The sequence below is a fragment of the Streptomyces avidinii genome, from assembly GCF_045161815.1.
Classification (GTDB): domain Bacteria; phylum Actinomycetota; class Actinomycetes; order Streptomycetales; family Streptomycetaceae; genus Streptomyces; species Streptomyces avidinii.
Genome location: NZ_CP108863.1, coordinates 5923979 through 5948019 on the forward strand (window position 1 = coordinate 5923979; position 24041 = coordinate 5948019).

Annotated in this window: 25 protein-coding genes and 1 tRNA gene; 14 read left to right on the forward strand and 12 right to left on the reverse strand. The window is 70.9% G+C overall.

Annotation, left to right across the window (positions count from 1 at the left end):
- Positions 1–64 precede the first annotated feature (64 nt).
- Positions 65–463, forward strand: a complete 399-nt coding sequence (locus tag OG373_RS26605) for a MerR family transcriptional regulator (RefSeq protein ID WP_397728653.1) — start codon at positions 65–67, stop codon at positions 461–463.
- Positions 460–1482, forward strand: a complete 1023-nt coding sequence (locus OG373_RS26610; RefSeq protein WP_405440780.1) for an aldo/keto reductase — start codon at positions 460–462, stop codon at positions 1480–1482. The genes OG373_RS26605 and OG373_RS26610 overlap by 4 nt, the downstream gene beginning before the upstream one ends.
- A gap of 40 nt (positions 1483–1522) precedes the next feature.
- On the opposite strand, the gene OG373_RS26615 is transcribed toward OG373_RS26610, so the two are convergent.
- The 3 genes from OG373_RS26615 to OG373_RS26625 all read right to left on the reverse strand — a co-directional run bounded on the left by OG373_RS26615 (position 1523) and on the right by OG373_RS26625 (position 4476).
- On the reverse strand, positions 1523–2377 hold the full coding sequence (locus tag OG373_RS26615) for a DUF4429 domain-containing protein (RefSeq protein WP_405440781.1): 855 nt from the start codon (positions 2375–2377) through the stop codon (positions 1523–1525).
- 66 nt (positions 2378–2443) lie between these two features.
- On the reverse strand, positions 2444–3679 hold the full coding sequence (locus tag OG373_RS26620; RefSeq protein WP_405440782.1) for an alpha/beta hydrolase: 1236 nt from the start codon (positions 3677–3679) through the stop codon (positions 2444–2446).
- 134 nt (positions 3680–3813) lie between these two features.
- Complete coding sequence (locus tag OG373_RS26625; RefSeq protein WP_405444209.1) at positions 3814–4476, reverse strand: TetR/AcrR family transcriptional regulator; 663 nt, start codon at positions 4474–4476, stop codon at positions 3814–3816.
- A gap of 409 nt (positions 4477–4885) precedes the next feature.
- On the opposite strand from OG373_RS26625, the gene OG373_RS26630 reads away from it, so the two are divergent.
- Complete coding sequence (locus tag OG373_RS26630) at positions 4886–5287, forward strand: peptidase inhibitor family I36 protein (RefSeq protein WP_405440783.1); 402 nt, start codon at positions 4886–4888, stop codon at positions 5285–5287.
- Here the strand turns inward: OG373_RS26630 and OG373_RS26635 are convergent.
- Both OG373_RS26635 and aceE read right to left on the reverse strand, forming a co-directional pair.
- Positions 5268–6080, reverse strand: a complete 813-nt coding sequence (locus tag OG373_RS26635) for a potassium channel family protein (RefSeq protein ID WP_405440784.1) — start codon at positions 6078–6080, stop codon at positions 5268–5270. The genes OG373_RS26630 and OG373_RS26635 overlap by 20 nt on opposite strands.
- A 91-nt stretch (positions 6081–6171) precedes the next feature.
- Positions 6172–8904 (reverse strand): pyruvate dehydrogenase (acetyl-transferring), homodimeric type, encoded by a 2733-nt coding sequence (gene aceE / locus OG373_RS26640; RefSeq protein WP_405440785.1) that lies wholly within the window; start codon positions 8902–8904, stop codon positions 6172–6174.
- A gap of 470 nt (positions 8905–9374) precedes the next feature.
- On the opposite strand from aceE, the gene OG373_RS26645 reads away from it, so the two are divergent.
- From OG373_RS26645 to OG373_RS26670, 6 genes are all read left to right on the forward strand, one after another.
- Positions 9375–9800 (forward strand): DUF3052 domain-containing protein, encoded by a 426-nt coding sequence (locus OG373_RS26645; protein ID WP_030009300.1) that lies wholly within the window; start codon positions 9375–9377, stop codon positions 9798–9800.
- 155 nt (positions 9801–9955) lie between these two features.
- Entirely contained in the window at positions 9956–10414 is a 459-nt protein-coding gene (locus OG373_RS26650) for a peroxiredoxin (protein ID WP_405440787.1), read from the forward strand.
- Between the two features lie 166 nt (positions 10415–10580).
- On the forward strand, positions 10581–11156 hold the full coding sequence (locus OG373_RS26655) for a TerD family protein (RefSeq protein WP_030009302.1): 576 nt from the start codon (positions 10581–10583) through the stop codon (positions 11154–11156).
- 212 nt (positions 11157–11368) lie between these two features.
- The gene (locus tag OG373_RS26660) at positions 11369–11944 is read left to right on the forward strand and encodes a TerD family protein (protein ID WP_030389474.1); all 576 of its coding nucleotides are present in this window, start codon (positions 11369–11371) and stop codon (positions 11942–11944) included.
- Between the two features lie 25 nt (positions 11945–11969).
- Positions 11970–13085, forward strand: a complete 1116-nt coding sequence (locus tag OG373_RS26665) for a DUF475 domain-containing protein (protein WP_362806093.1) — start codon at positions 11970–11972, stop codon at positions 13083–13085.
- A gap of 121 nt (positions 13086–13206) precedes the next feature.
- Positions 13207–13947, forward strand: a complete 741-nt coding sequence (locus OG373_RS26670; RefSeq protein WP_405440789.1) for a Tellurium resistance — start codon at positions 13207–13209, stop codon at positions 13945–13947.
- Positions 13948–14055: 108 nt separating this feature from the next.
- Here the strand turns inward: OG373_RS26670 and OG373_RS26675 are convergent, their stop codons facing one another.
- Positions 14056–14826: a TerD family protein gene (locus OG373_RS26675; RefSeq protein ID WP_405440791.1), complete on the reverse strand. Its 771-nt coding sequence runs from the start codon at positions 14824–14826 to the stop codon at positions 14056–14058.
- 194 nt (positions 14827–15020) lie between these two features.
- Between OG373_RS26675 and OG373_RS26680 the strand changes: the two genes are divergently transcribed.
- From OG373_RS26680 to OG373_RS26695, 4 genes are read left to right on the forward strand one after another with little or no spacing between them, the layout of a single operon-like run.
- Positions 15021–16187, forward strand: a complete 1167-nt coding sequence (locus OG373_RS26680) for an HpcH/HpaI aldolase/citrate lyase family protein (RefSeq protein WP_405440793.1) — start codon at positions 15021–15023, stop codon at positions 16185–16187.
- Positions 16188–16228: 41 nt separating this feature from the next.
- A complete protein-coding gene (locus OG373_RS26685; RefSeq protein ID WP_405440794.1) occupies positions 16229–18832 on the forward strand; it encodes a phosphoribosyltransferase in 2604 nt (867 codons plus the stop codon).
- Positions 18829–19659: an HAD family hydrolase gene (locus OG373_RS26690; protein WP_405440795.1), complete on the forward strand. Its 831-nt coding sequence runs from the start codon at positions 18829–18831 to the stop codon at positions 19657–19659. The genes OG373_RS26685 and OG373_RS26690 overlap by 4 nt, the downstream gene beginning before the upstream one ends.
- Complete coding sequence (locus OG373_RS26695) at positions 19656–20315, forward strand: O-methyltransferase (protein WP_405440796.1); 660 nt, start codon at positions 19656–19658, stop codon at positions 20313–20315. The genes OG373_RS26690 and OG373_RS26695 overlap by 4 nt, the downstream gene beginning before the upstream one ends.
- A 42-nt stretch (positions 20316–20357) precedes the next feature.
- On the opposite strand, the gene OG373_RS26700 is transcribed toward OG373_RS26695, so the two are convergent.
- From OG373_RS26700 to OG373_RS26710, 3 genes are all read right to left on the reverse strand, one after another.
- Positions 20358–20576, reverse strand: a complete 219-nt coding sequence (locus tag OG373_RS26700; RefSeq protein WP_189963998.1) for a zinc ribbon domain-containing protein — start codon at positions 20574–20576, stop codon at positions 20358–20360.
- A gap of 65 nt (positions 20577–20641) precedes the next feature.
- Positions 20642–21367 (reverse strand): DUF4383 domain-containing protein, encoded by a 726-nt coding sequence (locus tag OG373_RS26705; protein ID WP_405440797.1) that lies wholly within the window; start codon positions 21365–21367, stop codon positions 20642–20644.
- A 136-nt stretch (positions 21368–21503) separates the two neighbouring features.
- Entirely contained in the window at positions 21504–22748 is a 1245-nt protein-coding gene (locus tag OG373_RS26710) for a hypothetical protein (protein ID WP_405440798.1), read from the reverse strand.
- Positions 22749–22853: 105 nt separating this feature from the next.
- Between OG373_RS26710 and OG373_RS26715 the strand changes: the two genes are divergently transcribed.
- A tRNA-Val gene (locus OG373_RS26715) sits at positions 22854–22928 on the forward strand.
- Between the two features lie 91 nt (positions 22929–23019).
- Here the strand turns inward: OG373_RS26715 and OG373_RS26720 are convergent.
- Genes OG373_RS26720 through OG373_RS26730 form a run of 3 tightly spaced genes read right to left on the reverse strand, consistent with a single transcriptional unit; the run spans position 23020 to position 23863 of the window.
- Positions 23020–23445 (reverse strand): DDE-type integrase/transposase/recombinase, encoded by a 426-nt coding sequence (locus OG373_RS26720; RefSeq protein ID WP_405440799.1) that lies wholly within the window; start codon positions 23443–23445, stop codon positions 23020–23022.
- Positions 23442–23714, reverse strand: a complete 273-nt coding sequence (locus OG373_RS26725; protein ID WP_405440801.1) for a hypothetical protein — start codon at positions 23712–23714, stop codon at positions 23442–23444. The genes OG373_RS26720 and OG373_RS26725 overlap by 4 nt, the downstream gene beginning before the upstream one ends.
- Positions 23711–23863: a hypothetical protein gene (locus OG373_RS26730; protein ID WP_405440802.1), complete on the reverse strand. Its 153-nt coding sequence runs from the start codon at positions 23861–23863 to the stop codon at positions 23711–23713. The genes OG373_RS26725 and OG373_RS26730 overlap by 4 nt, the downstream gene beginning before the upstream one ends.
- Positions 23864–24041: the final 178 nt, after the last annotated feature.

Consider the following 24041-nt stretch of genomic DNA (forward strand, 5'->3'; position numbering starts at 1 on the left):
CCACGCTCTCCATGCCGCCGAGCCTACTTGCTTGGAGTGCACTCAAGGGTTTTAGCGTGGAGCCATGAGCCAGAGCCTGACGCAGACGCGGTACACGATCAGCGAGGTCGAGGCCCGGACCGGTCTGACCCAGCACACCCTGCGCTGGTACGAGCGGATCGGCCTGATGCCGCACGTGGACCGCTCCCACTCGGGACAGCGGCGCTTCACCGACAAGGACCTCGACTGGCTGGCCTTCGTCGGCAAGCTGAGGGCCACGGGGATGTCGGTGGCGGACATGGTCCGGTACGCCGAACTGGTCCGTGAGGGCGCCCACACGGTCGGGGAGCGCCGGGAGCTGCTGGAACGCACGCGCCGCGAGGTGCGGTCGCGGATCACGGAGCTCACGGACGCACTCGCCGTACTGGACTACAAGATCGACATGTACGCCATGAAAACGGTACCGGGGAAGGCACAGCAATGACGGAGCACGGAACCACCCTCGAACAGGTCGAGCTCGGCAAGGGCGGCCCGCCGGTCGGGGTCCAGGGGCTCGGCTGCATGGGCATGAGCGAGTTCTACGGCGACACCGACGAGGCGGCGGCCCGGGAGACCCTGGAGGCGGCGCTGGCCGCCGGCGTCACCCTCTTCGACACCGCGGACGTCTACGGACGGGGACGCAACGAGGAGTTCCTGGCGCCCTTCGTGGCCGCCCACCGGGACGAGATCACCCTGGCGACGAAGTTCGCGATAGAGCGCACCGACGACCCGCAGTACCGGGGTATCCGCAACGACCGCGCCTACGTCCGCGCGTCCGTCGAGGCGAGTCTGCGCCGGCTCGGCGTGGACGTCATCGACCTGTACTACATGCACCGGCGCGATCCGGCGGTGCCGCTGAGCGAATCGGTCGGCGCCATGGCGGAGTTGGTGCAGGAGGGCAAGGTCCGCCACCTCGGCCTCAGCGAGGTCACGGGCGCCGAACTGCGCGAGGCGCACGCCGTGCACCCGATCGCGGCGCTCCAGTCGGAGTGGTCGCTGTTCAGCCGGGACGTGGAGCGCAGCGCGGTGGGCGCGGCGGCGGAGCTGGGCGTGGCCGTCGCGGCGTACTCCCCGCTCGGCCGGGGCTTCCTGACCGGGTCCTTCGCGGACGCGTCCGCGGAGCTGTCGCAGAACGACTTCCGCCGCTACCAGCCGCGCTTCAACGGCGACAACGCCAAGGCCAACGCGGAGCTGCTGGTCCCGGTCCGGGAGATCGCCGCGCAGCGCGGTGCGACCCCGGCGCAGATCGCCCTGGCCTGGGTGCAGCAGCGGGCGAAGGTGCACGGGCTGACCGTGGTCCCGATCCCGGGCACCCGCAAGCCGGAACGGCTGCGCGAGAACACCGCGGCGACCCGGATCGCCCTCACGCAGGCCGAGCTGGACCTGCTGGAGCCGATCGCCGCGCAGGTCGCCGGGGACCGCTACCCGGACATGAGCGCCACCTCGACGGCGCGGGAGGCCTGAGCTGCCGGGGCGCGCGAGCATTCGCCCGCGCGCCCGTCCGCTACAGCGACTCGGCGGCGAACCGGTCCCGCAGCGCGGCGTATTCCGCGTCCGTGAGCAGTCCCGCCGTGTGCAGCTCGCTCAGGTGCCGCAGCCGGTCGTCGCCGGAGCGGACCCGTGGCACGGCGGCGACCGGGGTGCGGCTGCGCAGGGCGGCCAGGACGGCCGCGGCGAACGGCAGCGACTCGTGGACCGCCCCGTAGCCCGTGCCGAAGACCGCCGACGACAGGTCGTGGTCCGGGCGGGGGTCACTGGCGGTGTCCCGCAGCATCAGCCGCAGGTGGCCGCCGGGGCCCTCGGGGGAGCACCACTCGACGCCGGTGAGGGCGGTCAGCGGGTAGCGCTGGTCGCCCGCCTTCCACTTGGTGCCGGTGGCGCCCGTACGGGACCAGTGGAAGGTGATCGCCGAGCCGTCGAAGGACACCCGGGCGTCGTACGCCTTCAGGTGCACCGGCGGCGGCTGCGGCACGTCGACGAGGAAGCGCTCGGACGGCTCGTCGGCATCCGGCCCGAGCCGGGACCGCAGCGCGTCGGCGAACGCGGCGGCCAGCGGCGCCCGGTCACCCGGCAGCACCAGCCGGTACGGGTCGCAGGCGTCCTTCAGCTGCCCGGCGGCGGCTTCCGTCAGCGGATCGGCGCCCGGCCGCGGCTGGACACGCAGGACCACCGCGTCGCGCTTGCCGCCGGTCTCGGTCACGGACACGGCGGACACCGCTTCGAGGGGGATTCGACGCGAGCCAAGGGCATGGAGCAGCCTCGGCGTTCTGATCCCCCGTGTGAAGCGGATGAGCACCGAGTCCGAGTCGAACTCCCAGACGGCATGATTTCCGGCCAGTACGTCACCCATGCGGCACATCGTAAACGGCGGCGCCCCCGCGCGTCCCCCCGGTTGCGGGGCCCGTTTTCCGCGCCTCTACGCGCGTCAGTCCTGCTCTGTCCCGGAAATTCCGCGCCGACAGGCATCGTCCCCGGTCGCGCAGACAACGGAACCGAACGCACCGGTTCCGATCCTGGCGAAGTTGTCCATCGAGTCCGTCCCTGGCGCGAAATAGCCGGTGTGGCTCTTGGCCCTGGCCGAGGACAGCAGCCGTGCGCCGAACTCCGGGGACACCGGATCGGCGCCGTGGCCGAGCCCGCCGACCTCCAGGTGCGGAACGTCCGCGATCCAGTCGCCCTCGTCGCGCGTCGCCCAGACACGGGCCGAGGTGTGCAGCTCGGCCACGTTCTCCGCGCGCATCCCGGGGCTGCCCGCCACCACCACGTCGGTCACCCGGCGCGGCAGCTCGTGCGCCGCCACCCCGCAGACCACCGATCCGTAGCTGTGGCAGAACAGCGCCACGCTCGCGTCCCCGGGCAGGGTCGTGGTGAGGGCCTTCAGCAGGACGGCGCCGTCGACGGCCATCCGGCCCGTGGCCGCGTCCATGCCGACCCCGGTGGGGGCGGTGTAGCCGGCCCAGGCGATGACCGCCGTCCGGCGGTCCGGCTCGGCCGTGCGCTGGGCCCCGTACAGAGACTCGGCCATACCGACGGGGGAGGTCAGACGGCGCTGGGTGCGCTCGAAGGTCAGTACGTCGGTGTCGACACCCGGGACGATCACCGAGACCCGCTCGGCCCGGGCGAGGTCGCCGAAGACCTCGGCCACCCGGCCGCCGCCGGTCGGGTCGAAGGCGAGGATCTGCCGGTTCGGGTCGGCAAGGGAGGCGAACCGGTGCGAGCGCCGGGTGGCCGTGGCCCGGTCGGCCGGGGTCAGCGCGACATCGCGGCCGCGGGCCTCCTCGACCCGGCGGGCCTGCTCCAGGCCCTTCAGGTTGGCCCGGTAGCGAACGGCGGGAGGGACTCCGTCGAGGTTGCCGACGATGAGGGGGTATCCGTCGACCAGGCGGGCCTGCTGGGCGCCGTCGAGGCCGGCGAAGAAACGGGCCACGGTCCGCGCGGGAGCGTTCGCGGGCGGCACGGGGTGGCCGTCGACCCGGGCCTTGGCCCACGCGCCGAGGGCGGTCGTCCGCAGCGGAGTGCCCCCCTCCGGCCGGTGCACGGCCGTCCAGCCGGTCGTCGCCAGCAGGATGAAGACCACCGCCAGCGCGAGCAGGACACGCAGGGCGGCAGGGCGCGGGTCGGCGCCGAGGGCGGTGGGGTGGGCAAGGCCGGGCACGTTCACTGCGACCAGCCTATGAGACGAAATGCGGCCCGCGGGTGCCGGGTGACCGGACTCACGGCCGACCGTGGGACCCCGTGAGGCCCGGCCGGGGGAACCCGGCCGCCCCCGCGGACCGGACACAGCGACCGGTCGGGCTAGGCGCGTTCGCGCCACGTCGAGGTCAGCGCCGGTCCGATCCCGTCGAGGTACGTCTCCGTCAGCTTGCGGATCGACTCCACGCTGGTGTCCTCGCCCTGACCCCACAGCCGCCCTGTGACGCGCATCACGCCACAGAACGCGGCGACGGCGACCCGCGGGCGCGGATCGGCGTCCACGTCCAGGCCCTCCCGGGCGCCGATCAGCCGGGCGATCCGGTCCTCCAGCTCGGTCGAGCGCCGCAGGTGCACGGCGAGCAGGGCCGGGGTGGACTCGATCAGCCGGTAGCTGCGCATGTAGAGATCGACCGGGACCACCTCGGACAGGGTCACCTCGACGGTGTCCCAGGCGGCGAGCATCGCGCCCCGCAGGGCCGCGAAGGGGCCCTCGGCGGCCGGCCGGGCCCGCAGTTCGGTGACGAACTGCGACTCGACCAGCTCCTGGAGGGCGAAGACGACCTCCTCCTTGTTGGCGAAGTAGCGGAAGAAGGTGCGCTGGGACACGTGTACGGCGTCGGTGATCTCGTCGACGGTGGTGCGCTCGTAGCCCTGGGAGAGGAACAGCAGCAGAGCGGCGCGCAGCAGGGCGCCCCGGGTGCGCCGCTTCTTGCGCTCGCGCAGTCCGGCCACCGGCGCGGCCGTCGTCGGCCGCTCGTCGATCACCACCGCGGGGGCTCCTTCCTGACGCCCAGTGGGCGGTCAGAGTACCGGTGCGGGCGGGGCCGGAGAGGGCTCCGCCAGGGGGTGTCGACGTGCCGTCCCACGTCCGCGGCGCGCCGCCGCGGCCGTTCGCGCATGACTCGTTCGGGTCGGTCACCGGCCGGGCCGGCAGCCGGTCCCGCGGCGGGGCCGGGGCGCCGGCGGGCCCGGGCGGGGGCGGCCGGGCCGTTCCCGGAGGCGTCAACTCCGTACGTACGACAGCCCCGCCGGACGGTTCCGGCGGGGCTGTCGCCTATCAGGGTGGATGCGCGCGCGGCCTCTTCCGCCCGCCTGTCACCGCAGGTCAGCGTGGTGTCGGCGGAGCTTTCGGAAACGGTCCGGGTGCCCGCCGTCCACAAGGAGTTGACCCGTCATGCGTACGTGTCGAAACGCCCGTGCCACCGCCACGACCACCCTGGCCGCGACCGTCCTGGCCCTGACCGCCCTCATCCCGAGTACGGCCGGCACGGCGCACGCCGCGGGACCGCCGACGCTCGGGGCCTGCGCCACCGGGCAGCTGTGCCTGTGGGCGAAACCGGAGTTCAAGGGAGCCCGGCAGACGCACGAACTGAGCAACCTGGACATCGACAGCTGCACCGCGCTGCCGGCCGGTACCAGCGCCCAGTCCCTCACCAACCGCACCGGGCGCCCGGTGACCACGTACCAGTCGGCCGAGTGCGCGGAGACGGGCGAGTTCCAGACCTACCCCGGCGACGGGGTCTGGCTGCCCCAGTCGCCCTACCAGGTGAGGGCGTTCAAGGTGTGGGAGAGGTAGCTTCCCGCTGCGCCGGGGCGCTCGGCGAGGCGCTCGCCGGGGCGGACGCGGCCCCGGCGACGTCGGCCGCCGTGCCGCCCAGCCGGGCGACCTCGCCGCGCAGCGCCCGTACCTCCGCCCGGAGCTCCAGGAGGGCGGCCAGCTGGAGCCGTTCGGCCTGGTCGTCGCGTTCGAAGCGGGCGATGAACCAGGCCGCGATGTTCGCGGTGACCACACCCAGCAGGGCGATGCCGGACAGCATCAGGCCGACCGCCAGCAGCCGGCCGAGGCCGGTCGTGGGGGAGTGGTCCCCGTACCCGACCGTCGTCATCGTGGTGAAGGACCACCACACGGCGTCGCCCAGGTTCTTGATGTTGCCGTCGGGAGCGTCCCGCTCCACGCTCAGGACCGCCAGCGAGCCGAACATCAGCAGGCCCACCACGGCCCCGGCCACGTAGGTCGTCAGCTGGACCTGCGGGGCCATCCGGGCCCGGCGGCCCACCAGCATCAAGGTGGCCACCAGCCGCAGCAGCCGCAGCGGCTGGACGAGCGGCAGCACCACCGCGGCCAGGTCCAGCCAGTGCGTGCGCACGAAGTGCTTGCGGTCGCACGTGAGGCCCAGCCGTACGAGGTAGTCGACGGCGAAGGCACCCCACACCGTCCACTCCGCGTAGGTGCAGGCGCGGTGCACGCCCGCGTCGGCGTCCGGAACGACGATGGGGACGGCGTACGCGACCGCGAACACCGCGGCGAGCACGAGCAGCGGGAGCTGGCTCCGCCGCTCCCACTGCCGCTGACGTGAGGGTTCCTTCATGCCGAGCATCGTAGGGAACCCGTGAACGGGAGCGGGCCCCGGCCGAGGCCGGGACCCGCCCGCCGCTGTGATCCGTCCCGCCGGGCGGCGACTACGCGTCGCCGCCCGCCGCTCCCGGGTCCGCCGCCGCCACGTCCAGCAGCTGGTACCGGTCGATCGCCTGCTTCAGCACCGAGCGGTCGATCTTCCCCGCCCGGGCCAGCTCGGTGAGCGCCGCCAGGACCACCGACTGCGCGTCGATGTGGAAGAAGCGCCGTGCGGCGCCACGGGTGTCCGCGAAGCCGAAGCCGTCCGCGCCCAGCGAGGTGTACGCGCCGGGCACCCACCGCGAGATCTGGTCCGGAACCGAGCGCATCCAGTCCGAGACCGCCACGAACGGCCCCTCCGCACCCGACAGCTTCCGCGTCACGTACGGGACGCGCTGTTCCTCCTCCGGGTGGAGCAGATTGTGCTCCTCGACCTCGACCGCCTCGCGGCGCAGCTCGTTCCAGGAGGTCGCCGACCAGACGTCCGCCCGGACGCCCCAGTCGGCGGCCAGGATCCGCTGCGCCTCCAGCGCCCACGGCACCGCCACGCCCGAGGCCATGAGCTGCGCCCCGATCGTGCCCTCGGTGCCCTGCGACACCCGGTGGAGCCCCTTGAGGATGCCGTCCACGTCGACGTCCGCCGGCTCGGCCGGGTGCTGGATCGGCTCGTTGTAGACGGTCAGGTAGTAGAAGACGTCCTCCGCCTCCGGGCCGTACATCCGCCGCAGGCCGTCCTTGACGATGTGCGCGATCTCGTAGCCGTAGGCCGGGTCGTAGGCCACGCAGCCCGGGTTCGTCGAGGCCAGCAGCTGGGAGTGGCCGTCGGCGTGCTGGAGCCCCTCACCCGTGAGGGTGGTCCGCCCGGCGGTCGCACCGAGCACGAAACCGCGCGCGAGCTGGTCGGCCATCTGCCAGAACTGGTCACCCGTGCGCTGGAACCCGAACATCGAGTAGAAGACGTAGACCGGGATCAGCGGCTCGCCGTGCGTCGCGTACGCCGAACCCGCGGCGATCAGCGAGGCCGTGCAGCCCGCCTCCGAGATGCCGTCGTGCAGCATCTGGCCGGTCGGGGACTCCTTGTACGCGAGCAGCAGGTCGCGGTCGACCGCCTCGTACTGCTGTCCCAGCGGGTTGTAGATCTTGGCGCTCGGGAAGAAGGCGTCCATACCGAAGGTGCGGTACTCGTCGGGCGCGATCAGCACGAAGCGCTTGCCGATCTCCTTGTCCCGCATCAGGTCCTTCAGGATGCGGACGAAGGCCATGGTCGTGGCGATCGACTGCTGCCCGGAGCCCTTCCTGGCGGCCGCGTACGTCTTGTCGTCCGGCAGCTGCAGCGGCTTCGCCCGCACCACGCGGGTCGGCACGTACCCGCCCAGGGCGCTGCGCTGGTCGTGCATGTACTGGATCTCGGGGGAGTCCGGGCCCGGGTGGTAGTACGGCGGGGCCCCGCCCTCCAGCTGCGCGTCCGTGATCGGGATGTGCAGGCGGTCGCGGAAGCGCTTGAGGTCGTCGACCGTCAGCTTCTTCATCTGGTGCGTCGCGTTGCGGCCCTCGAAGTTCGGGCCGAGCGTCCAGCCCTTGACCGTCTGGGCCAGGATCACCGTCGGCTGGCCCTTGTGGGCCTTGGCCGCCGCGTAGGCCGCGTAGACCTTCTTGTGGTCGTGACCGCCGCGGCCCAGGTGCTGGATCTGCTGGTCGGACATGTTCTCGACCATGGCGCGCAGCCGCTGGTCACCGCCGAAGAAGTGCTCGCGGATGTACGCACCCGACTCGGTGGCGTACGTCTGGAACTGCCCGTCGGGGGTGGAGTTCATCTTGTTGACGAGGATGCCGTCACGGTCCTGGGCCAGCAGCGGGTCCCAGGAACGGTCCCAGATCAGCTTGATGACGTTCCAGCCGGCGCCGCGGAAGATCGACTCCAGCTCCTGGATGATCTTGCCGTTGCCGCGCACCGGGCCGTCGAGGCGCTGCAGGTTGCAGTTGACGACGAAGGTCAGGTTGTCCAGGCCCTCGCGCGCGGCGATCGACAGCTGGCCGAGCGACTCCGGCTCGTCCATCTCGCCGTCGCCGAGATACGCCCAAACGTGGGACTTGGAGGTGTCCGCGATACCGCGCGCCTCCATGTACCGGTTCATCCGTGCCTGGTAGATCGCACCGAGCGGACCGAGGCCCATCGAGACGGTCGGGAACTCCCAGAAGTCCGGCATCAGCCGCGGGTGCGGGTAGCTCGAGAGGCCGTACGGGGCCTTCGACTTCTCCTGGCGGAACGAGTCGAGCTGCTGCTCGGAGAGCCGGTCCAGCAGATAGGCGCGGGCGTAGATGCCGGGGGAGGCGTGACCCTGGAAGAAGATCTGGTCGCCGCCGTCGCCCTCGTCCTTGCCCCGGAAGAAGTGGTTGAAGCCCACGTCGTAGAGGGAGGCGGAGGAGGCGAACGTGGCGATGTGGCCGCCGACGCCGATGCCGGGACGCTGGGCGCGCGAGACCATGACGGCCGCGTTCCACCGGGTGGCGTTGAGGACCTTGCGCTCGATCTCCTCGTTGCCGGGGAAGAACGGCTCGTCCCGGGTGGCGATCGTGTTGACGTAGTCCGTGCTGCGCATCTCGGGTACGGCCACGCGCTTCTCGCGGGCCCGCTCGATCAGCCGCAGCATCAGGTAGCGGGCGCGTTCACGGCCCCGCTCGTCGACCGCGGCGTCGAGGGAGTCGAGCCACTCCTGCGTCTCCTCCGGATCGAAGTCCGGGACCTGACTCGGCAGGCCGCCAATGATGATCGGATTGCGATCGGATGCGGAAGCCACGCTGTTCCTTCGCTGTCGGGGGAGTCGTGCCTTGGGTTCGCCGCCTCCCATGCTCTTACGCTGGGCCGAAATCTTCATCTTTACCACCGGGTAATCCCTGGAAACCGCAGGGAACCCGGTGGAACCCGGGAGGGGAGGATCGGCGGGGATCCTTCGCGAGTCCGTCCGAATCGTTACCTTACGCCCAAAGCGGGCACCGGCTTCGCAAGGCCGTTCGTCCCTCAAAGAGGTAGGAAAGGCGTCAAGCGACGACGATGATGCCGAATGAGCTGGAATGGTGTGGGATGAATCACGAGAGGTGCACACGGGAAGGCTGAAAGTTGCGGCGAGACGGCCGCAATCGTCACCGTTTCGACGGTCTCGATGGCCGGGTACTTGCGCGATCCGCCGCGCCCGTGTGGACTACGCCCAATGCTGCGCGTACGCGCGCCGCCAGATGACATTCACCGAACATGAGCAGGAGGCACCCCGTGAGCGCGACCGCGGACCACGCGGAGAGCCTGGCCGCCCGGCTGGGTTTCCAGTCCGAACAGGTGGTCCAGGAGATCGGCTACGACGACGACGTCGATCAGGAATTCCGTGACGCCGTCGAGAAGCTCGTCAGCGAGCTGGCCGACGAGGACTACGACGACGTCGCCGACGCGGTGCTGTTGTGGTTCCGCGACGAGGACGGCGATCTGACGGACGCCCTGGTCGATGCGACCGAGCTGGTCGAGGACGGCGCACTGATCCTGCTGCTGACCCCCAAGACGGGCCGTGACGGCTACGTCGAGGCCAGCGACATCAGCGAGGCAGCCGAGACGGCCGGCCTCTCGCTTGCCAAGGGCCTGCCCGTCGGCAAGGAGTGGACCTCCACCAAGCTGGTGACGCCGAAGGCCGCCAAGGCCAAGCGCTGACCATTACCCGCAGCCAAGCGGACGCGCACCCCGCCGACCAGGTGACCCCGGTCGGCGGGGTGTGTGCGTTCCGTGCCCGCGCCGCGATCAGGACCTAGTCTGTGACTCACCCGAACAGCCCAACGCGGGGATGCGGGAACGAAGGGATGCGAGAGATGGCGATCGTGGTCGGCGACAAGGCCCCGGACTTCGAGCTCAAGGACAACCACGGCCGGGCCGTGCGGCTCTCCGACTTCCGGGGCGAGAAGGCAGTGGTGCTGCTCTTCTACCCCTTCGCCTTCACCGGCGTCTGCACCGGCGAGCTGTGCGAGCTGCGCGACCAGCTCCCGCGCTTCCAGAACGACGACGTACAGCTCCTCGCGGTCTCCAACGACTCCGTGCCCACCCTGCGCGTCTTCGGGGAGCAGGAGGGTCTGGAGTACCCGCTGCTGTCCGACTTCTGGCCGCACGGCGAGACCTCCCGCGCCTACGGAGTCTTCGACGAGGACAAGGGATGCGCGGTCCGCGGCACCTTCATCATCGACAAGGACGGCATCGTGCGCTGGACTGTCGTCAACGGACTGCCCGACGCGCGTGACCTGAACGAGTACATCAAGGCACTCGACAGTCTCTGAGCGCGCCCGCGCGGGCCGTACACGCATTTTCCCTGCGAAAACCGCTTACAGGCGGGAACCCGTCACTAGGATCGAAACGTTGATCCGGTAGCTCCCCCGGTCACGACCGGGAGGGCCCCCTGCACGACGGGGCACCGCCCCACACACAGAACCCAATGGAGGACCCGTGGGAGTCAGCCTCAGCAAGGGCGGCAACGTCTCGCTGACCAAGGCCGCGCCTAACCTGACGGCGGTCATCGTCGGTCTGGGCTGGGATGCTCGCACCACCACCGGTGTCGACTTCGACCTCGACGCCAGCGCGATCCTGACCAGCGACCAGGGCAAGGTCACCAGCGACGCGAACTTCGTCTTCTTCAACAACCTGAAGAGCCCCGACGGCTCGGTGGAGCACACCGGTGACAACACCACCGGTGAGGGCGAGGGTGACGACGAGGCGATCAAGGTCAACCTGGCCGGCGTCCCTGCCGACGTTGCGAAGATCGTCTTCCCGGTCTCGATCTACGAGGCCGAGAGCCGTCAGCAGAGCTTCGGCCAGGTCCGCAACGCGTACATCCGCGTCGTGAACCAGGCCGACAACACCGAGCTCGCCCGTTACGACCTCTCCGAGGACGCCTCGACCGAGACCGCCATGGTCTTCGGCGAGCTGTACCGCAACGGTGCGGAGTGGAAGTTCCGCGCCATCGGTCAGGGTTACGCATCGGGCCTGCGCGGCATCGCGCAGGACTTCGGCGTCAACGTCTGAGTCCGAGAGCAGTCCGTCCGTCCGGCGCCGTGCACTGTGTGTACGGCGCCGGACCGGCTTTACCCGCGGACACCTCCGCAGGAGGCACACCGCAACACCGTTGCACCGCACCACCCGTCACAACCGCGCCACCCGTCGCACCACTGCACCGTCACACCGCACCACCGGCACATCGCCGAACCGCCACACCGTCGTCCGGGGAGGACCACAACATGGGCGTCACACTCGCCAAGGGGGGCAATGTCTCCCTCTCCAAGGCCGCACCGAACCTGACCAGGGTTCTGATCGGTCTCGGATGGGACGCGCGCTCGACCACGGGAGCCGACTTCGACCTCGACGCCAGCGCGCTGCTGTGCAACAGCGGCCGGGTGCTGGGGGACGAGTACTTCGTCTTCTACAACAACCTGAAGAGCCCCGACGGCTCCGTCGAACACACGGGGGACAACCTCACCGGCGAGGGTGAAGGCGACGACGAGTCGATCATCATCGACCTCACCAAGGTGCCGCAGGCCGTCGACAAGATCGTCTTCCCGGTCTCGATCCACGACGCCGACTCCCGCCGGCAGAGCTTCGGCCAGGTCAGCAATGCCTTCATCCGTGTGGTGAACCAGGCCGACGGTCAGGAGCTGGCCCGCTACGACCTCTCCGAGGACGCCTCCAGCGAGACCGCGATGATCTTCGGTGAGGTCTACCGGTACGGCGGCGAATGGAAGTTCCGTGCGGTGGGGCAGGGGTACGCGTCGGGGCTCCGAGGCATCGCTCTAGACTTCGGGGTCAACGTTTCGTAAAGCCGTACAAGACGATGGGGTGCCAGTGGTTCTCAAAACCTTCGGCTGGTCGTTCGCAATCACTGCGCTCGGTCTGGTCGCAGCGGTGTTCTACGGGGGGTGGCAGGCCTTCGGTATCGTCGCGATCCTGTCGGTCCTCGAGATCTCGCTGTCTTTCGACAATGCGGTGGTCAACGCCGGAATCCTGAAGAAGATGAATGCCTTCTGGCAGAAGATCTTCCTCACCATCGGCGTCCTCATCGCGGTCTTCGGTATGCGACTGGTCTTCCCCGTCGTGATCGTCGCGATCAGCGCCAAGATCGGGCCCATCGAGGCCGTGGAGCTTGCCCTCAACGACAAGGAGATGTACGAGCAGCTGGTCACGGACGCCCACCCGTCCATCGCCGCGTTCGGTGGCATGTTCCTGCTGATGATCTTCCTCGACTTCATCTTCGAGGACCGTGACATCAAGTGGCTCGCGTGGCTGGAGCGTCCGCTCGCCAAGCTCGGCAAGGTCGACATGCTGTCCGCCTGCATCGCGCTGATCGTCCTGGTCGTCGCCTCGATGACCGTGGGGGCCAACGCCCACCAGCACGGTGGCATCCACGTGGACAAGGCGCAGACCGTCCTGATCTCCGGCATCCTCGGTCTGATCACCTACATGGTCGTCGGTGGTCTCTCCGGCTACTTCGAGAACAAGCTCGAGGAAGAGGAAGAGGCCGAGCACGAGGCCGAGGAAGAGGCCAAGAGGACCGGCAAGCCCGTTTCGGCCGTCGCCATGGCCGGCAAGGCCGCCTTCTTCATGTTCCTCTACCTCGAAGTCCTCGACGCCTCCTTCTCCTTCGACGGGGTCATCGGCGCCTTCGCCATCACCAACGACATCGTGCTGATGGCCCTCGGCCTCGGCATCGGTGCCATGTACGTCCGTTCGCTGACGGTCTACCTGGTCCGCCAGGGCACCCTCGACGACTACGTGTACCTGGAGCACGGCGCGCACTACGCGATCGGCGCCCTCGCCGTGATCCTGCTCGTCACCATCCAGTACGAGATCAACGAGATCATCACCGGTCTCGTCGGCGTGCTGCTCATCGGTTGGTCCTTCTGGTCCTCCGTGCGCCGCAACAAGCGCCTGGAACTGGAGGGTTCCACCGCCGAGGCATGACCGCGGCGGTAATGCGGAACGCTCCATGGCGGGGCGGTCCACCGGGTTCACGGACCCGGCGGGCCGCCCCGCTTCCGTAGGCTCAGGGCGATCAGGGGATCAGGGGATCAGGGGGTAGGGGATGGGCTTCTTCGACGGCATCATGGGCAGCCGGGCCGTGCAGTTCCAGTCGGGCAGTGCCTCGTCGAACGCGATCGAGCTGACCAAGCGGCAATCGACGGTGTCGCTGACCAAACAGGGGGCCGTCCACGGCAATCTGCGCGTCAATCTTTCCTGGCGCATGCGCACCTCGGACATCGGCGGCCGCTCCGGCCAGAGCGGTCAGCTGTTCCGGCACCCGTTCAAGCTGTTCAAGCCGGACATCGTGCAGGCGCACACCCAGGGCATGGTCAATGTCGACCTCGACATGGGCTGCCTGTACGAGCTGACGGACGGCACCCGCGGCGCCGTGCAGCCGCTGGGGAACCTGCTGGGCGACCTCAACGACCCGCCGTACGTCAAGCTCAGTGGCGACGACCGGTTCGGTTCGGCGTCGGGGGAGACCCTGTACGTCAATCTCGACCACGCCGACGAGATCAAGCGGCTGCTGGTCTTCGTCTACATCTACGACCAGACCCCGGCCTTCGACCGGACGCACGCCATGGTCACCCTCTACCCCGTCACGGGGCCGAGGATCGAGATCCCGCTGGACGAGCGGCACCCGCAGGCCCGCTCCTGCGCGGTCGTCTCCCTGGAGAAGGTCAAGGGGGAGCTGGTCGTGCGGCGCGAGGTGAAGTTCGTGTACGGGTTCCAGGCCGAGCTCGACCGGCTGTACGGCTGGGGGCTCCAGTGGGGGCGGGGCTACAAGAGCGCCAAGAGCTGACCGGGGCCGGGGCCGGGGCTGGGGCCTGCCGGGCCGACGCCGTGCCGACGCCGGGCCGGGCGGGCCGACCCGGGGCCCGCCGGGTCGGCGCCGGCATCGGCGGTGGCGTCAGCGACGGATGAACTGCGGGCCCTGCACCGGCAGCCGGAAGGACGGATCGCCGCCCGGACCCGGCACCGGAGCCGGGGACACCGGCTGCGGGTACCCGTAGGCGGGCTGGATGGGCGGCGGGGCCTGCGTGGGCGGGGCCATCATCGCGGTCTGCTCGGAGCCGGCGTCGGGGGCCGGACCGGAGGCGGAACCGGCCGCGGCGTCCGCTTCCGGCCCGGCGGCGTTCTCGTCGACCGAGATCCCGTGGTCGGTCGCCAGACCCACCAGCCCGTCGGAGTAGCCCTCGCCGAGCGCCCGGAACTTCCACCCCTCGCCGCGCCGGTACAGCTCCCCGCAGATCAGCGCCGTCTCGGCGCCGGTCTCGGGCCGTACGTCGAAGTAGGCCAGCGGTTCGGAGCTGCCGCTCGGGGAGGCGTCGTAGAGGAGGATCCGCAGGTCGTGGACCCGCTGGAAGGGGACGTCCTCGGCGGAGGCCACCACCAGGATCCGGTCCACCGTCGGGGTCACCGTGCGCAGGTCCGCCTGGACGGCGTCGGTGATCGCGTCGCCGATCTGCTTCTTGCCCAGCCGCCAGACGGCCCCGGAGGGGTGCCGGGGCTGGTTGTAGAAGACGAAGTCCTCGTCCGAACGCACCCGGCCGTCCGGGCCGACGAGCAGCGCCGAGGCGTCCACGTCCGGCACCTCGGGGCCGCCGGTCCAGCGCAGCACCGCCCGGACCGCCACGGCGGCCACCGGGATGTTCGAGCCCTTCTGCATCGCGTGCGTCATGCACGTCATCCTGCCCTCCCGGGGTGGACAGGGACAATGCGGCCCCCCGTAGGGCCTTGTACCGAACGCGAGAGCTGGGCATGGTGCAAGAGGGTTACCTGAACTTCATGTGCTTGAGGAACTCTTGACTCACGTTCGTACGTACTATTACCGGCCATGCCAGTTGGGCCGCCGAGGCAGTACGGGGGAAGCACATGCGTCACTTTGGGCACATAACGCCCACCGTCCGTAAGGACCTCTTCCACCAGGAACCGGCGGAATTCACCGGAGCCTCGCCCTCCCATGTCCTTGCCGCGGCGCTGGGAGCCACGCTCTACAGCCCCGCCACCCGCCCCACGCTCGCCGCGGACATCCGCAAGCAGGCCGGCCGCGGCGTCGTCTCCATGGTCCTCTGCCTGGAGGATTCCATCAGCGACGGCGATGTCGCCGGAGCCGAGGAAAACCTCGTCCGGCACTTCACCGAGCTCGACGCCGACCGCGCGGAGCTCCCGCTGCTGTTCATCCGCGTCCGCACGGCCGAGCAGATACCCGACCTGGTCCGCAGGCTCGGCGGCTCCGTGCGGCGGTTGGCCGGATTCGTACTCCCGAAGTTCGACGAGAACCGCGGGGTCGCCTTCCTCGAAGCCGTCGCCGAGGCCGAGGCCGTCAGCGGATTGCCCCGCCTGTATGCCATGCCGGTCCTGGAGACCCCGGAGCTCCTCCACCTCGAAACCCGCGTCGAGGCGCTCGCCGGGATCTCCCGCACGGTCAACAGCCACCGCGAGCGGGTCCTGGCGCTGCGACTCGGCGTGACCGACTTCTGCTCGGCCTACGGCCTGCGGCGCACGCCCGACATGACCGCCTACGACGTCCAGATCGTGGCGGGCGTCATCGCGGACGTCGTCAACGTCCTCAGCCGCGCCGACGGCACCGGCTTCACCGTGACCGGGCCCGTCTGGGAGTACTTCCGCAGCCAGCAGCGCCTCTTCAAGCCCCAGCTGCGCCGCAGCCCCTTCCTGGAGGAGGGCGTGGAGGAACTGCGCACCGCCCTGATCGAGCACGACCTGGACGGCCTGCTGCGCGAGATCGAGCTGGACCGGGCCAACGGACTGCTCGGCAAGACCTGCATCCACCCCGCCCACGTGACGCCCGTGCATGCGCTGTCGGTGGTCTCGCACGAGGAGTTCTGCGACGCCCAGGACATCCTGCGGCCCGAGCGCGGCGGCGGCGGAGTGATGCGCAGCGCCTACACGAACAAGATGAACGAGGTGAAGCCCCACCGGGCCTGGGCCGAGCGCACCATGCTGCGCGCGGAGGTCTTCGGTGTGGCCAGGGAAGAGGTCGGCTTCGTCGACCTGCTCACGGCCGGGCTCCAGGTGTGAGCACGCCCGCGCGGAAGCCGGCGGCGGCACGGACAATGACGATGACGAGGAAAGGCAAGACGATCGAAGCGGTGTGGTCGGGTACCTGGGTCGCGGACCGGCTGGGCGTGAGCCTGGAGGACTCCGGTGGGGGTCCGCGGCTGACAGAGCTGCTCGGACTGGCCCTGCGGCGCAACCCAAAGCGCGCCCACCTGCTGGTCTCGCAGGTGCTCGGCAAGCACGTCCCGCAGTCCCCGGAGGTCGTGTACGCGGCCGGCTTCGGGCTCGGCGAACGCGTCCGGGCCCTGCTCGGCGAGGACGGGGCCGCGGCCGCGGTGGTCCTCGGCTACGCCGAGACCGCCACCGGGCTCGGCCACTGCGTGGCCGACGGCCTGGGCCCGGCCCCCTACCTGCACTCCACCCGCCGCCCCGTGCCGGGCGTGGAACCGGCCGGCGGCTTCGAGGAGGCGCACTCGCACGCCACCTCGCACCTGCTGCTGCCCGAGGACCCGCGGCTGCTCGCGGGCAACGGGCCCCTGGTCCTGGTCGACGACGAGTTCTCCACCGGCAACACGGTCCTGAACACCATCCGCGACCTGCACGCCCGCCACCCCCGCTCGCACTACGTGGTCGTCGCCCTCGTCGACATGCGCTCCGCAGCCGACCGGGACCGGCTCACCGCCTTCGCCGCCGAGCTGGGCGCCCGCGTGGACCTGATCGCCCTCGCCTCGGGCACCGTGTCCCTCCCGGACGGCGTCCTCGCCAAGGGCCGGGCCCTGGTCGAGGAGCACGAGGAAGCCGGACAGGACCAGCCCCTCCGGCGCTCGGGGAGCGGGGCCCCGGACGAAGCCCCGGCAGACGGCCCGGGCAGAGCCCCGGCAGGCGGCCCGCAGCCGATCACGCGCGTCGACCTGGACTGGCCCTCGGAGGTCCCCGACGGCGGACGCCACGGCTTCACCCCGGCCCACCGCACGGCGCTGGAGGCCGCTCTCCCCGCTCTGGCCGGGCAGCTCACCGCCGCGCTCGGGACCGAACCCGGCCGGATCCTCGTACTCGGCAACGAGGAGCTGATGTACGCGCCGCTGCGCCTGGCCAAGGCCCTGGAGGAGGCGGGGGCGGCCTGCGAGGTCCGCTTCTCGACCACCACCCGCTCGCCCGTCCTCGCCGTGGACGACCCCGGCTACGCCATCCGCACCCGGCTGGTCTTCCCGGCCCACGACGCCCCGGCCGACGGCCCCGGCGACCGCTACGCCTACAACGTCCGGCGCACGGACGGCGCCGGCTTCGACGCAGTCGTCGCCGTCGTGGACTCGGCCGGGGACACCCCCGAGCTGCACACGGGACTGCTGGCGGCCCTCGCCCCGCACACCGGCCGCGTCGTCCTGGCCGTCGTCCCGTCCTACATACCCGACCGGCGGGAGCCGAAGCCGATCATGACCGAGCCCACCGAGCCCACCGAGCCCACCGAGCTCATAGAGCAGCCCACCGCGCTCGAGCCCACCGCGCCGGAGTCCACCGAGCCGGCCCTGCGCGAGCCGCTGCGCGGCCCCGCCTTCTCCTCCTACGCCGCCGAGGACGTCGCCTGGCTGCTCCAGGACCTCTCCGACATCGAGCTCGAGGCCCCAACGGAGGAGCGCGAGGAGGCGATCCAGGCCGGCGGGGCGCACTACGCCGAGTCCCTGCCCGTCGAGTACCAGCCGTCCCCCCAGTACCAGGAGCTGTACCGGAGCGCGCTGGCCGCCTCCGCCGTCCGCGTCGCCCGGGCCGTCGGCACGGTCACCGAGACCGTCCTCGCCGAGCGCTCCCCGTCCCCGGTCCTGGTCTCCCTGGCCCGTGCCGGCACCCCCGTCGGCGTACTGATGCGCCGCTGGGCCCGCGCCCGCCACGGCCTGGACCTGCCGCACTACGCCGTCTCCATCGTGCGCGGCCGCGGCATCGACGCCAACGCCCTGCGCTGGCTGGCCGCCCACCACGACCCGGCCGACGTCGTCTTCGTCGACGGCTGGACCGGCAAGGGCGCCATCACCCGCGAGCTCAAGGTCGCCCTCGAGGAGTTCCCCGGCTTCGACCCGGAGATCGTCGTCCTGGCCGACCCCGGCTCCTGCGTGCCCACGTACGGCACCCGTGAGGACTTCCTGATCCCCTCCGCCTGCCTCAACTCCACCGTCTCCGGTCTCATCTCGCGTACGGTGCTGAGGTCCGACCTCGTCGGTCCCGCCGACTTCCACGGCGCGAAGTTCTACCGCGAGCTCGCCGGGGCCGATGTCTCCGTCGAGTTCGTCGACACCGTCGCCGCACACTTCGACGAGGTCGCCGACGCCGTCGACGACGAGGTCAAGGAACTCCTCGCCGCCGACCGCACACCCACCTGGGAGGGCTGGGCGGCCGTCGAACGGATCAGCGAGGAGTACGGCATCCACGACGTGAACCTCGTCAAGCCCGGCGTCGGCGAGACCACCCGCGTCCTGCTGCGCCGGGTGCCGTGGAAGATCCTGGCGCAGCGCGGCGCCGGGGCCGACCTGGACCACGTACGGCTGCTCGCCGAGCAGCGCGGCGTACCGGTGGAAGAGGTCGACGGCCTGCCCTACACGTGCGTAGGCCTCATCCACCCCCGATTCACGCGCGGCGCCACGGGCGCCGACGGAAAGGCTGTGGCCTCGAAGTGACTGTCCTCGTAGCCAGTGATCTCGACCGTACGCTCATCTACTCGACGGCCGCCCTCGGTCTGACCATGCCCGACCCGGTGGCCCCGCGGCTGCTGTGCGTCGAGGTCCACGAGAGCAAGCCGCTGTCCTACATGACGGAGACGGCGGCGGGACTGCTGGCGGAGCTGACGGCCGACCCCTCGGTGGTCTTCGTCCCCACCACCACCCGGACCCGCAAGCAGTACCAGCGCATCCAGTTCCCCGGCCGCCCGGCCACGTACGCCATCTGCGCCAACGGCGGGCAGCTCCTCGTCGACGGCGTACCGGACCGGGACTGGCGGCGGCAGGTCGCCGCGCGCCTGGCCGAGGAGTGCGCCCCCCTGGACGAGGTGCACCAGCACCTGCTGTCCACGGCCGACCCGGCGTGGCTGCGCAAGGCGCGCCTGGCGGAGGACCTCTTCGCGTACCTCGTCGTCGAGCGCGCCCTGGTCCCGGACGAGTGGGTGAAGGCCCTCTCGGAGTGGGCCGACGCCCGCGGCTGGGCGGTCTCCCTCCAGGGCCGGAAGATCTACGCCGTCCCGCGCCCGCTCACCAAGAGCGCGGCGATGTACGAGGTCGCCCGCCGGACCGGAGCCAGCACCACCCTCGCCGCCGGCGACTCCCTGCTCGACGCGGACCTGCTGCTGGCGGCGGACGCCGCCTGGCGCCCGGGCCACGGCGAACTGGCCGACGCGGCCTGGACGGCGCCGACGGTGACCGCCCTCGCGACGGCGGGCGTCCTGGCGGGCGAGGAAATCGTGCGCGCATTCGCCCGGGAAGCCGCCCGACTCGGCAGACTGGACGCATGACCAAGGGCAACAGCACCAAGATCACCGACGAGCTCTACCGGTACATGCTCGACCACAACCCCCCGCTGGACCCGGTCCAGCGGGGGCTGGTGGCGACGACCTACGCCAAGTTCCCCGACGTGGCCGGGATGCAGTCGGCCGAGGAGCAGGGCCCGTTGCTGGCCTTCCTGGTCCGGCTGACCGGCGCCCGCCACATCGTCGAGGTCGGCACCTTCACCGGCTTCTCGGCCCTGTCGATGGCCCAGGCGCTGCCCGCCGACGGCCGCCTCATCGCCTGCGACGTCTCCGAGGAGTGGACGCAGTACGGCCGGCAGGCCTGGGAGGAGGCGGGCGTCGCGGACCGCATCGAGCTGCGCATCGCGCCGGCCCTGGAGACCCTGCGCGCCATGCCGACCGAACCGCACATCGACATGGCGTACGTCGACGCGGACAAGGAGAGCCAGATCGCCTACTGGGAGGAGCTGGTGCCGAGGCTGCGGCCGGGCGGCCTGATCGTCACCGACAACACCCTGTTCCACGGCACGGTCCTCGACGAGTCGGCCACCGGCTCGGCGGCCGGCGTCCGCGCCTTCAACGACCACGTATCGGCCGACGCGCGCATGGATTCCGTCCTCCTGGCCATCTCGGACGGCCTGACCCTGTCGCGCAAGCGCTGACCTTCCCTGCCGCTGAGGTTCCTGCCCGCCCGAGCTGTGGGCTCAGCCGCAGCCGCCACCACCGCAGCAGCCGCCCCCGCCGCCACCCATCGCGGGCGCGGGGGCGCCGCTGCTCGCGCCGCCCACGGCCACGGCGGACAGCAGCTTCACGGTGTCGGCGTGTCCCGCCGGGCAGTCGGCGGGCGCGGAGGACTCGGCCATGGGCCGGCTGACCTCAAAGGTGTCGTCGCAGGTCCGGCAGCGGAATTCGTATCGAGGCATGCGCACAGGCTAAGCGCGCCCGGCCGCCGCGCGCTACGTACGGCGCGACCACCTACCGCGCGCGGCTACGGACAGCGGCCGTGCACCACGGGTGTCCGCCCCTGGGGGCGCCGCGCCCGGTCCTCCCGGGCCGCCTGTTCGGGGTGGCGGGCACGCCAGTACGGATTGTCGTGCGGGAGGGCGCTGCCCACCCGCCCGTACATCCCGAACCACATCAGCATCACGCCCACGACGAAGCTGAACAGCACGTTCTGGATCCGGAAGGCCAGGAAGTTCAGCTCCGTGTCCAGCAGCGCCAGATTCACGAACCCGCTCGCGATGAACAGCACGCCCAGCACGATGTTCAGGGTCGAGGCGAAGGTGCCGCCCACCACCATTCCGAAGAACAGCAGGGCACCGATACAGATCGACAGGACACTCAGCGCCCCGTTGGTGTTGAGCGCGAGCACCGTGTCCCCGCCGGTGTCGAAGAACCCGATCTGATCGATCAGCCCCAGGATTCCGAAGACGACCAGCAGCAGGCCGGTCAGGCCCGCCCCGACCCGGTACACCTGGCTGAGCTTGTGGTCCGTGGGCAGATGATCGTCGAGCCGCGCGTTGACCGGATGCAGCGCGCGCCCCACGCGCCGGGACACCGTGTCGGCGAAGCGCGGTGGAACGGGGGCATCGGGATCGGGCTCGTGGGCCACATAGGGCGCGTAGTGCTCATGCGGCTCGGTGCACCCGTACGCCGCGTGAGCCACGTAAGGCTCATGCGCCGCGTGAGGCTCGTGGGTGGTGTGGGCAGCCATGGTGCCCTCCTCTGCTCCGTTCCCGGCACCTCCCAGCATCCGTCGCCTCGCGCCACGAAACAAACGGGGGCCGCCTTCGACCCCTGACCTCGGACGCCGCGGACCTCACCGGCCGACAAGATCCGAAAGAGACGACCTAGCCCTGCCCGCGTTCCGCCCGGATCCCGCTCACCACCCGGTTCACGGAACCCCGTACTTCCTCCATCTCCAGCAGGAACGCCCAGTAATCGGGATGACGCCCCTCCAGAGCCTCCAGCGCCCGGCCCACCCGGGCCACCGCATCGTCCAGCGGCCGCGCGTGCCGCGGATCCGGCACACTGCGCCCCGCCATCGCCAGCCGCTGCGCGTCCCGGATCGCGAAGCGGGTCCGGTCCACCTCCGCCTGCGGATCCCGCGCCACCGCCTCCAGCCGCGTCAGCCGGTCCTGCGCCGCCGACACCGCCTCGTCCGTCGCCTCCAGCGAGCCGCGGACCGCCTCGATCAGCGCCCCCACATCGGCCCAACGCTGCTCGTCCCGGGCCCGGCCCGCCTCCTGCAGCTGCTCCTCGGCCCGCGCCACGTCCCGTACCGCCTGGTCCGGCACGTGCTGCAGGTCCTGCCAGCAGGCCGCACTGAACCGCCGGCGCAGCTCGCTGAGCACCGGATCCACCCGGTCCGCCCGATTGCGCAACGCCTGCGCGCGCGTCCGCAGGCTCACCAGTCGCCGGTCGATCTCCGCCGCCCGCTCGGGCAGCCGCGCCACCTCGGCCCGTATGGCCTCCGCGTCCCGCAGGATCCGGTCGGCGCGCTGCACCGTCTCCTGCACCCCGTGCTGGGCCGCGCCCTGGTTCAGCTTGGTCAGCTCCGGGCCGAGCGCCGCCAGCCGCGCCGCCAGATCATCGGCCCGCATCCCCTTCGCCCTTACGGCGTCGAGCGCGTCACTGGCCCCGATCAGCGCGGCCTTGGCCCGCTCCCGGGCCGGCGCCACCCGCGCGAGCTGCGTCTCGGCCTTGTCCAGCAGCGGCTGCAGCCCCTGCGCGAACCGCTCCAGCTCCCCCTGCACCCGCACCAGCTCGTCCCGCGCCCGGGTCAGCTCGTCCCGGGCGCGCGTGGCGACCGAAGCCTCCAACTCGGCCCGGTCCAGGTCGTGCGCGTCGACCGCCTGGATGTAGACGTGACTGACCTGGTCGATCCGCTGCCCCAGCGCGGCGAACCCCTCGGTCGCCTGCCGCGCGGCGGGCGACCCGTCCGCCGCGGCGATCGTCTCGATCGAGATCCGCAGATCCCGCTGCGCCGTATCCAGCTCGTAGAACGCGGCGGCGGCAGCATCCTTCGCCGCCTGCGCATCCGCCCGTCGACTCTCGTCCCGCCCACCGAACCACCGCCGGGATGCCGTCGTCACAATCCCTCTCCCGTACCGTGTCCGCCATGCCCCGATCCATTCTCCCCCACGGGAACGGGTTTGCGTGGGGGGTGTGCCCGCCATGTAGGCTGTCCACTCATCCACGGGTGCGTAGCTCAGGGGTAGAGCGCTGCTCTTACAAAGCAGATGTCGGCGGTTCGAAACCGTCCGCGCCCACCAGCGAAAGGGCCCCCCGCCGATCACGGCGGGGGGCCTTTTGCATCTACATCTGACATCAACGGGAGCGGTCGGAAACGGCCGGGACGCTGCCTCAGAAGCCGGTCCATGTGCCCGATGGCCTCGCGCTGCGTGAGGTGAAGAACTCCGCGCGGGCGGTGGTCCGGTCGGGCCAGCGGCGGGTGCCGATCTCCGCTTTCAGCAGCGCGAAGAAGCTCTCGGCGGCGGCATTGTCATAGCACGAACCGGTTCGGACCATGCTCTGCCGTAGTCCCAACCAACTTATCGCGCAGCGGAGTTCGTCGGAGGTGTGCTCCGACCCGCGATCCGAGTGCACGATGCAGCCGGGCTGGAGCCGGCCACGGCCGCCAGCCATTGCCCGTGCGTCGACCACCAGGGAGGCGCGGTGGTGGTCGGCCATCGAGTAGCCGACGATCTCGCGAGTCGCCAGGTCCAGCCAGGTCCAGCCAGGTCGCCAGATACAGCAAGCCTTCGTCGGTGGGGATGTAGGTGATGTCACCGACCAGTTTCGGGACCGGGGCGTCGGCCGTGAAGTTGCGGCCGGTCCAGCCTGCGCAGCTCGCCGTGGATGCGCGGCACTCCGTAGGTGTGTCTGGAGGCGATGTGCAGCACGGTGATCTCGTGGGCCAGGGCGTCGTCGGCGGCGCGGGCCTGCTCGCCGGCCTGCCAGGCGTAGAAGGAGGAGCGGGCCACCTTCAGGAGCCGGCACAAGAGAGCAACACCGTGGGTGGTCTTCTCCGCTTCGATGAACGCGTACTCGTCGCTCATCGATCGCTCTCCTTCGCGAAGAAGACCGCGGCTTTTCGCAGCACCTCGATCGTCTCGACCTGCTCACGGTTCTGCCGCCGCAGCCGACGCAGTTCCTCCCGCTCCGCGCTCGTCAGCTCGCCCGGCGTCCCCTGCCCGCGGTCGATCATGTCCTGCTTGACCCGGTTGCGCAGACCTCGGCACTGACCCCGATCTCCCGGGCCACCTCGGTGACGGTCTTGCCGGAGGACCGGACAAGCGCGACCGCGTCGCGCTTGAACTCCTCCCGGCAGCGTGACAGCACTCTCACGCCCCCTGGCGAATCAGGGCCAACAGGATCGAACCACC

Coding starts and splice junctions, on each gene's coding strand:
- OG373_RS26605 (WP_397728653.1), top strand. CDS start 65: ATGAGCCAGAGCCTGACGCAGACGCGGTACACGATCAGCGAGGTCGAG.
- OG373_RS26650 (WP_405440787.1), top strand. CDS start 9,956: ATGGCGATCGTGGTCGGCGACAAGGCCCCGGACTTCGAGCTCAAGGAC.
- OG373_RS26670 (WP_405440789.1), top strand. CDS start 13,207: ATGGGCTTCTTCGACGGCATCATGGGCAGCCGGGCCGTGCAGTTCCAG.
- OG373_RS26685 (WP_405440794.1), top strand. CDS start 16,229: ATGACGAGGAAAGGCAAGACGATCGAAGCGGTGTGGTCGGGTACCTGG.
- OG373_RS26635 (WP_405440784.1), bottom strand. CDS start 6,080: ATGAAGGAACCCTCACGTCAGCGGCAGTGGGAGCGGCGGAGCCAGCTC.
- OG373_RS26695 (WP_405440796.1), top strand. CDS start 19,656: ATGACCAAGGGCAACAGCACCAAGATCACCGACGAGCTCTACCGGTAC.
- OG373_RS26730 (WP_405440802.1), bottom strand. CDS start 23,863: ATGATCGACCGCGGGCAGGGGACGCCGGGCGAGCTGACGAGCGCGGAG.
- OG373_RS26630 (WP_405440783.1), top strand. CDS start 4,886: ATGCGTACGTGTCGAAACGCCCGTGCCACCGCCACGACCACCCTGGCC.
- OG373_RS26610 (WP_405440780.1), top strand. CDS start 460: ATGACGGAGCACGGAACCACCCTCGAACAGGTCGAGCTCGGCAAGGGC.
- OG373_RS26700 (WP_189963998.1), bottom strand. CDS start 20,576: ATGCCTCGATACGAATTCCGCTGCCGGACCTGCGACGACACCTTTGAG.
- OG373_RS26675 (WP_405440791.1), bottom strand. CDS start 14,826: ATGACGCACGCGATGCAGAAGGGCTCGAACATCCCGGTGGCCGCCGTG.
- OG373_RS26725 (WP_405440801.1), bottom strand. CDS start 23,714: ATGAGCGACGAGTACGCGTTCATCGAAGCGGAGAAGACCACCCACGGT.
- OG373_RS26680 (WP_405440793.1), top strand. CDS start 15,021: ATGCGTCACTTTGGGCACATAACGCCCACCGTCCGTAAGGACCTCTTC.
- OG373_RS26660 (WP_030389474.1), top strand. CDS start 11,369: ATGGGCGTCACACTCGCCAAGGGGGGCAATGTCTCCCTCTCCAAGGCC.
- OG373_RS26615 (WP_405440781.1), bottom strand. CDS start 2,377: ATGTGCCGCATGGGTGACGTACTGGCCGGAAATCATGCCGTCTGGGAG.
- OG373_RS26705 (WP_405440797.1), bottom strand. CDS start 21,367: ATGGCTGCCCACACCACCCACGAGCCTCACGCGGCGCATGAGCCTTAC.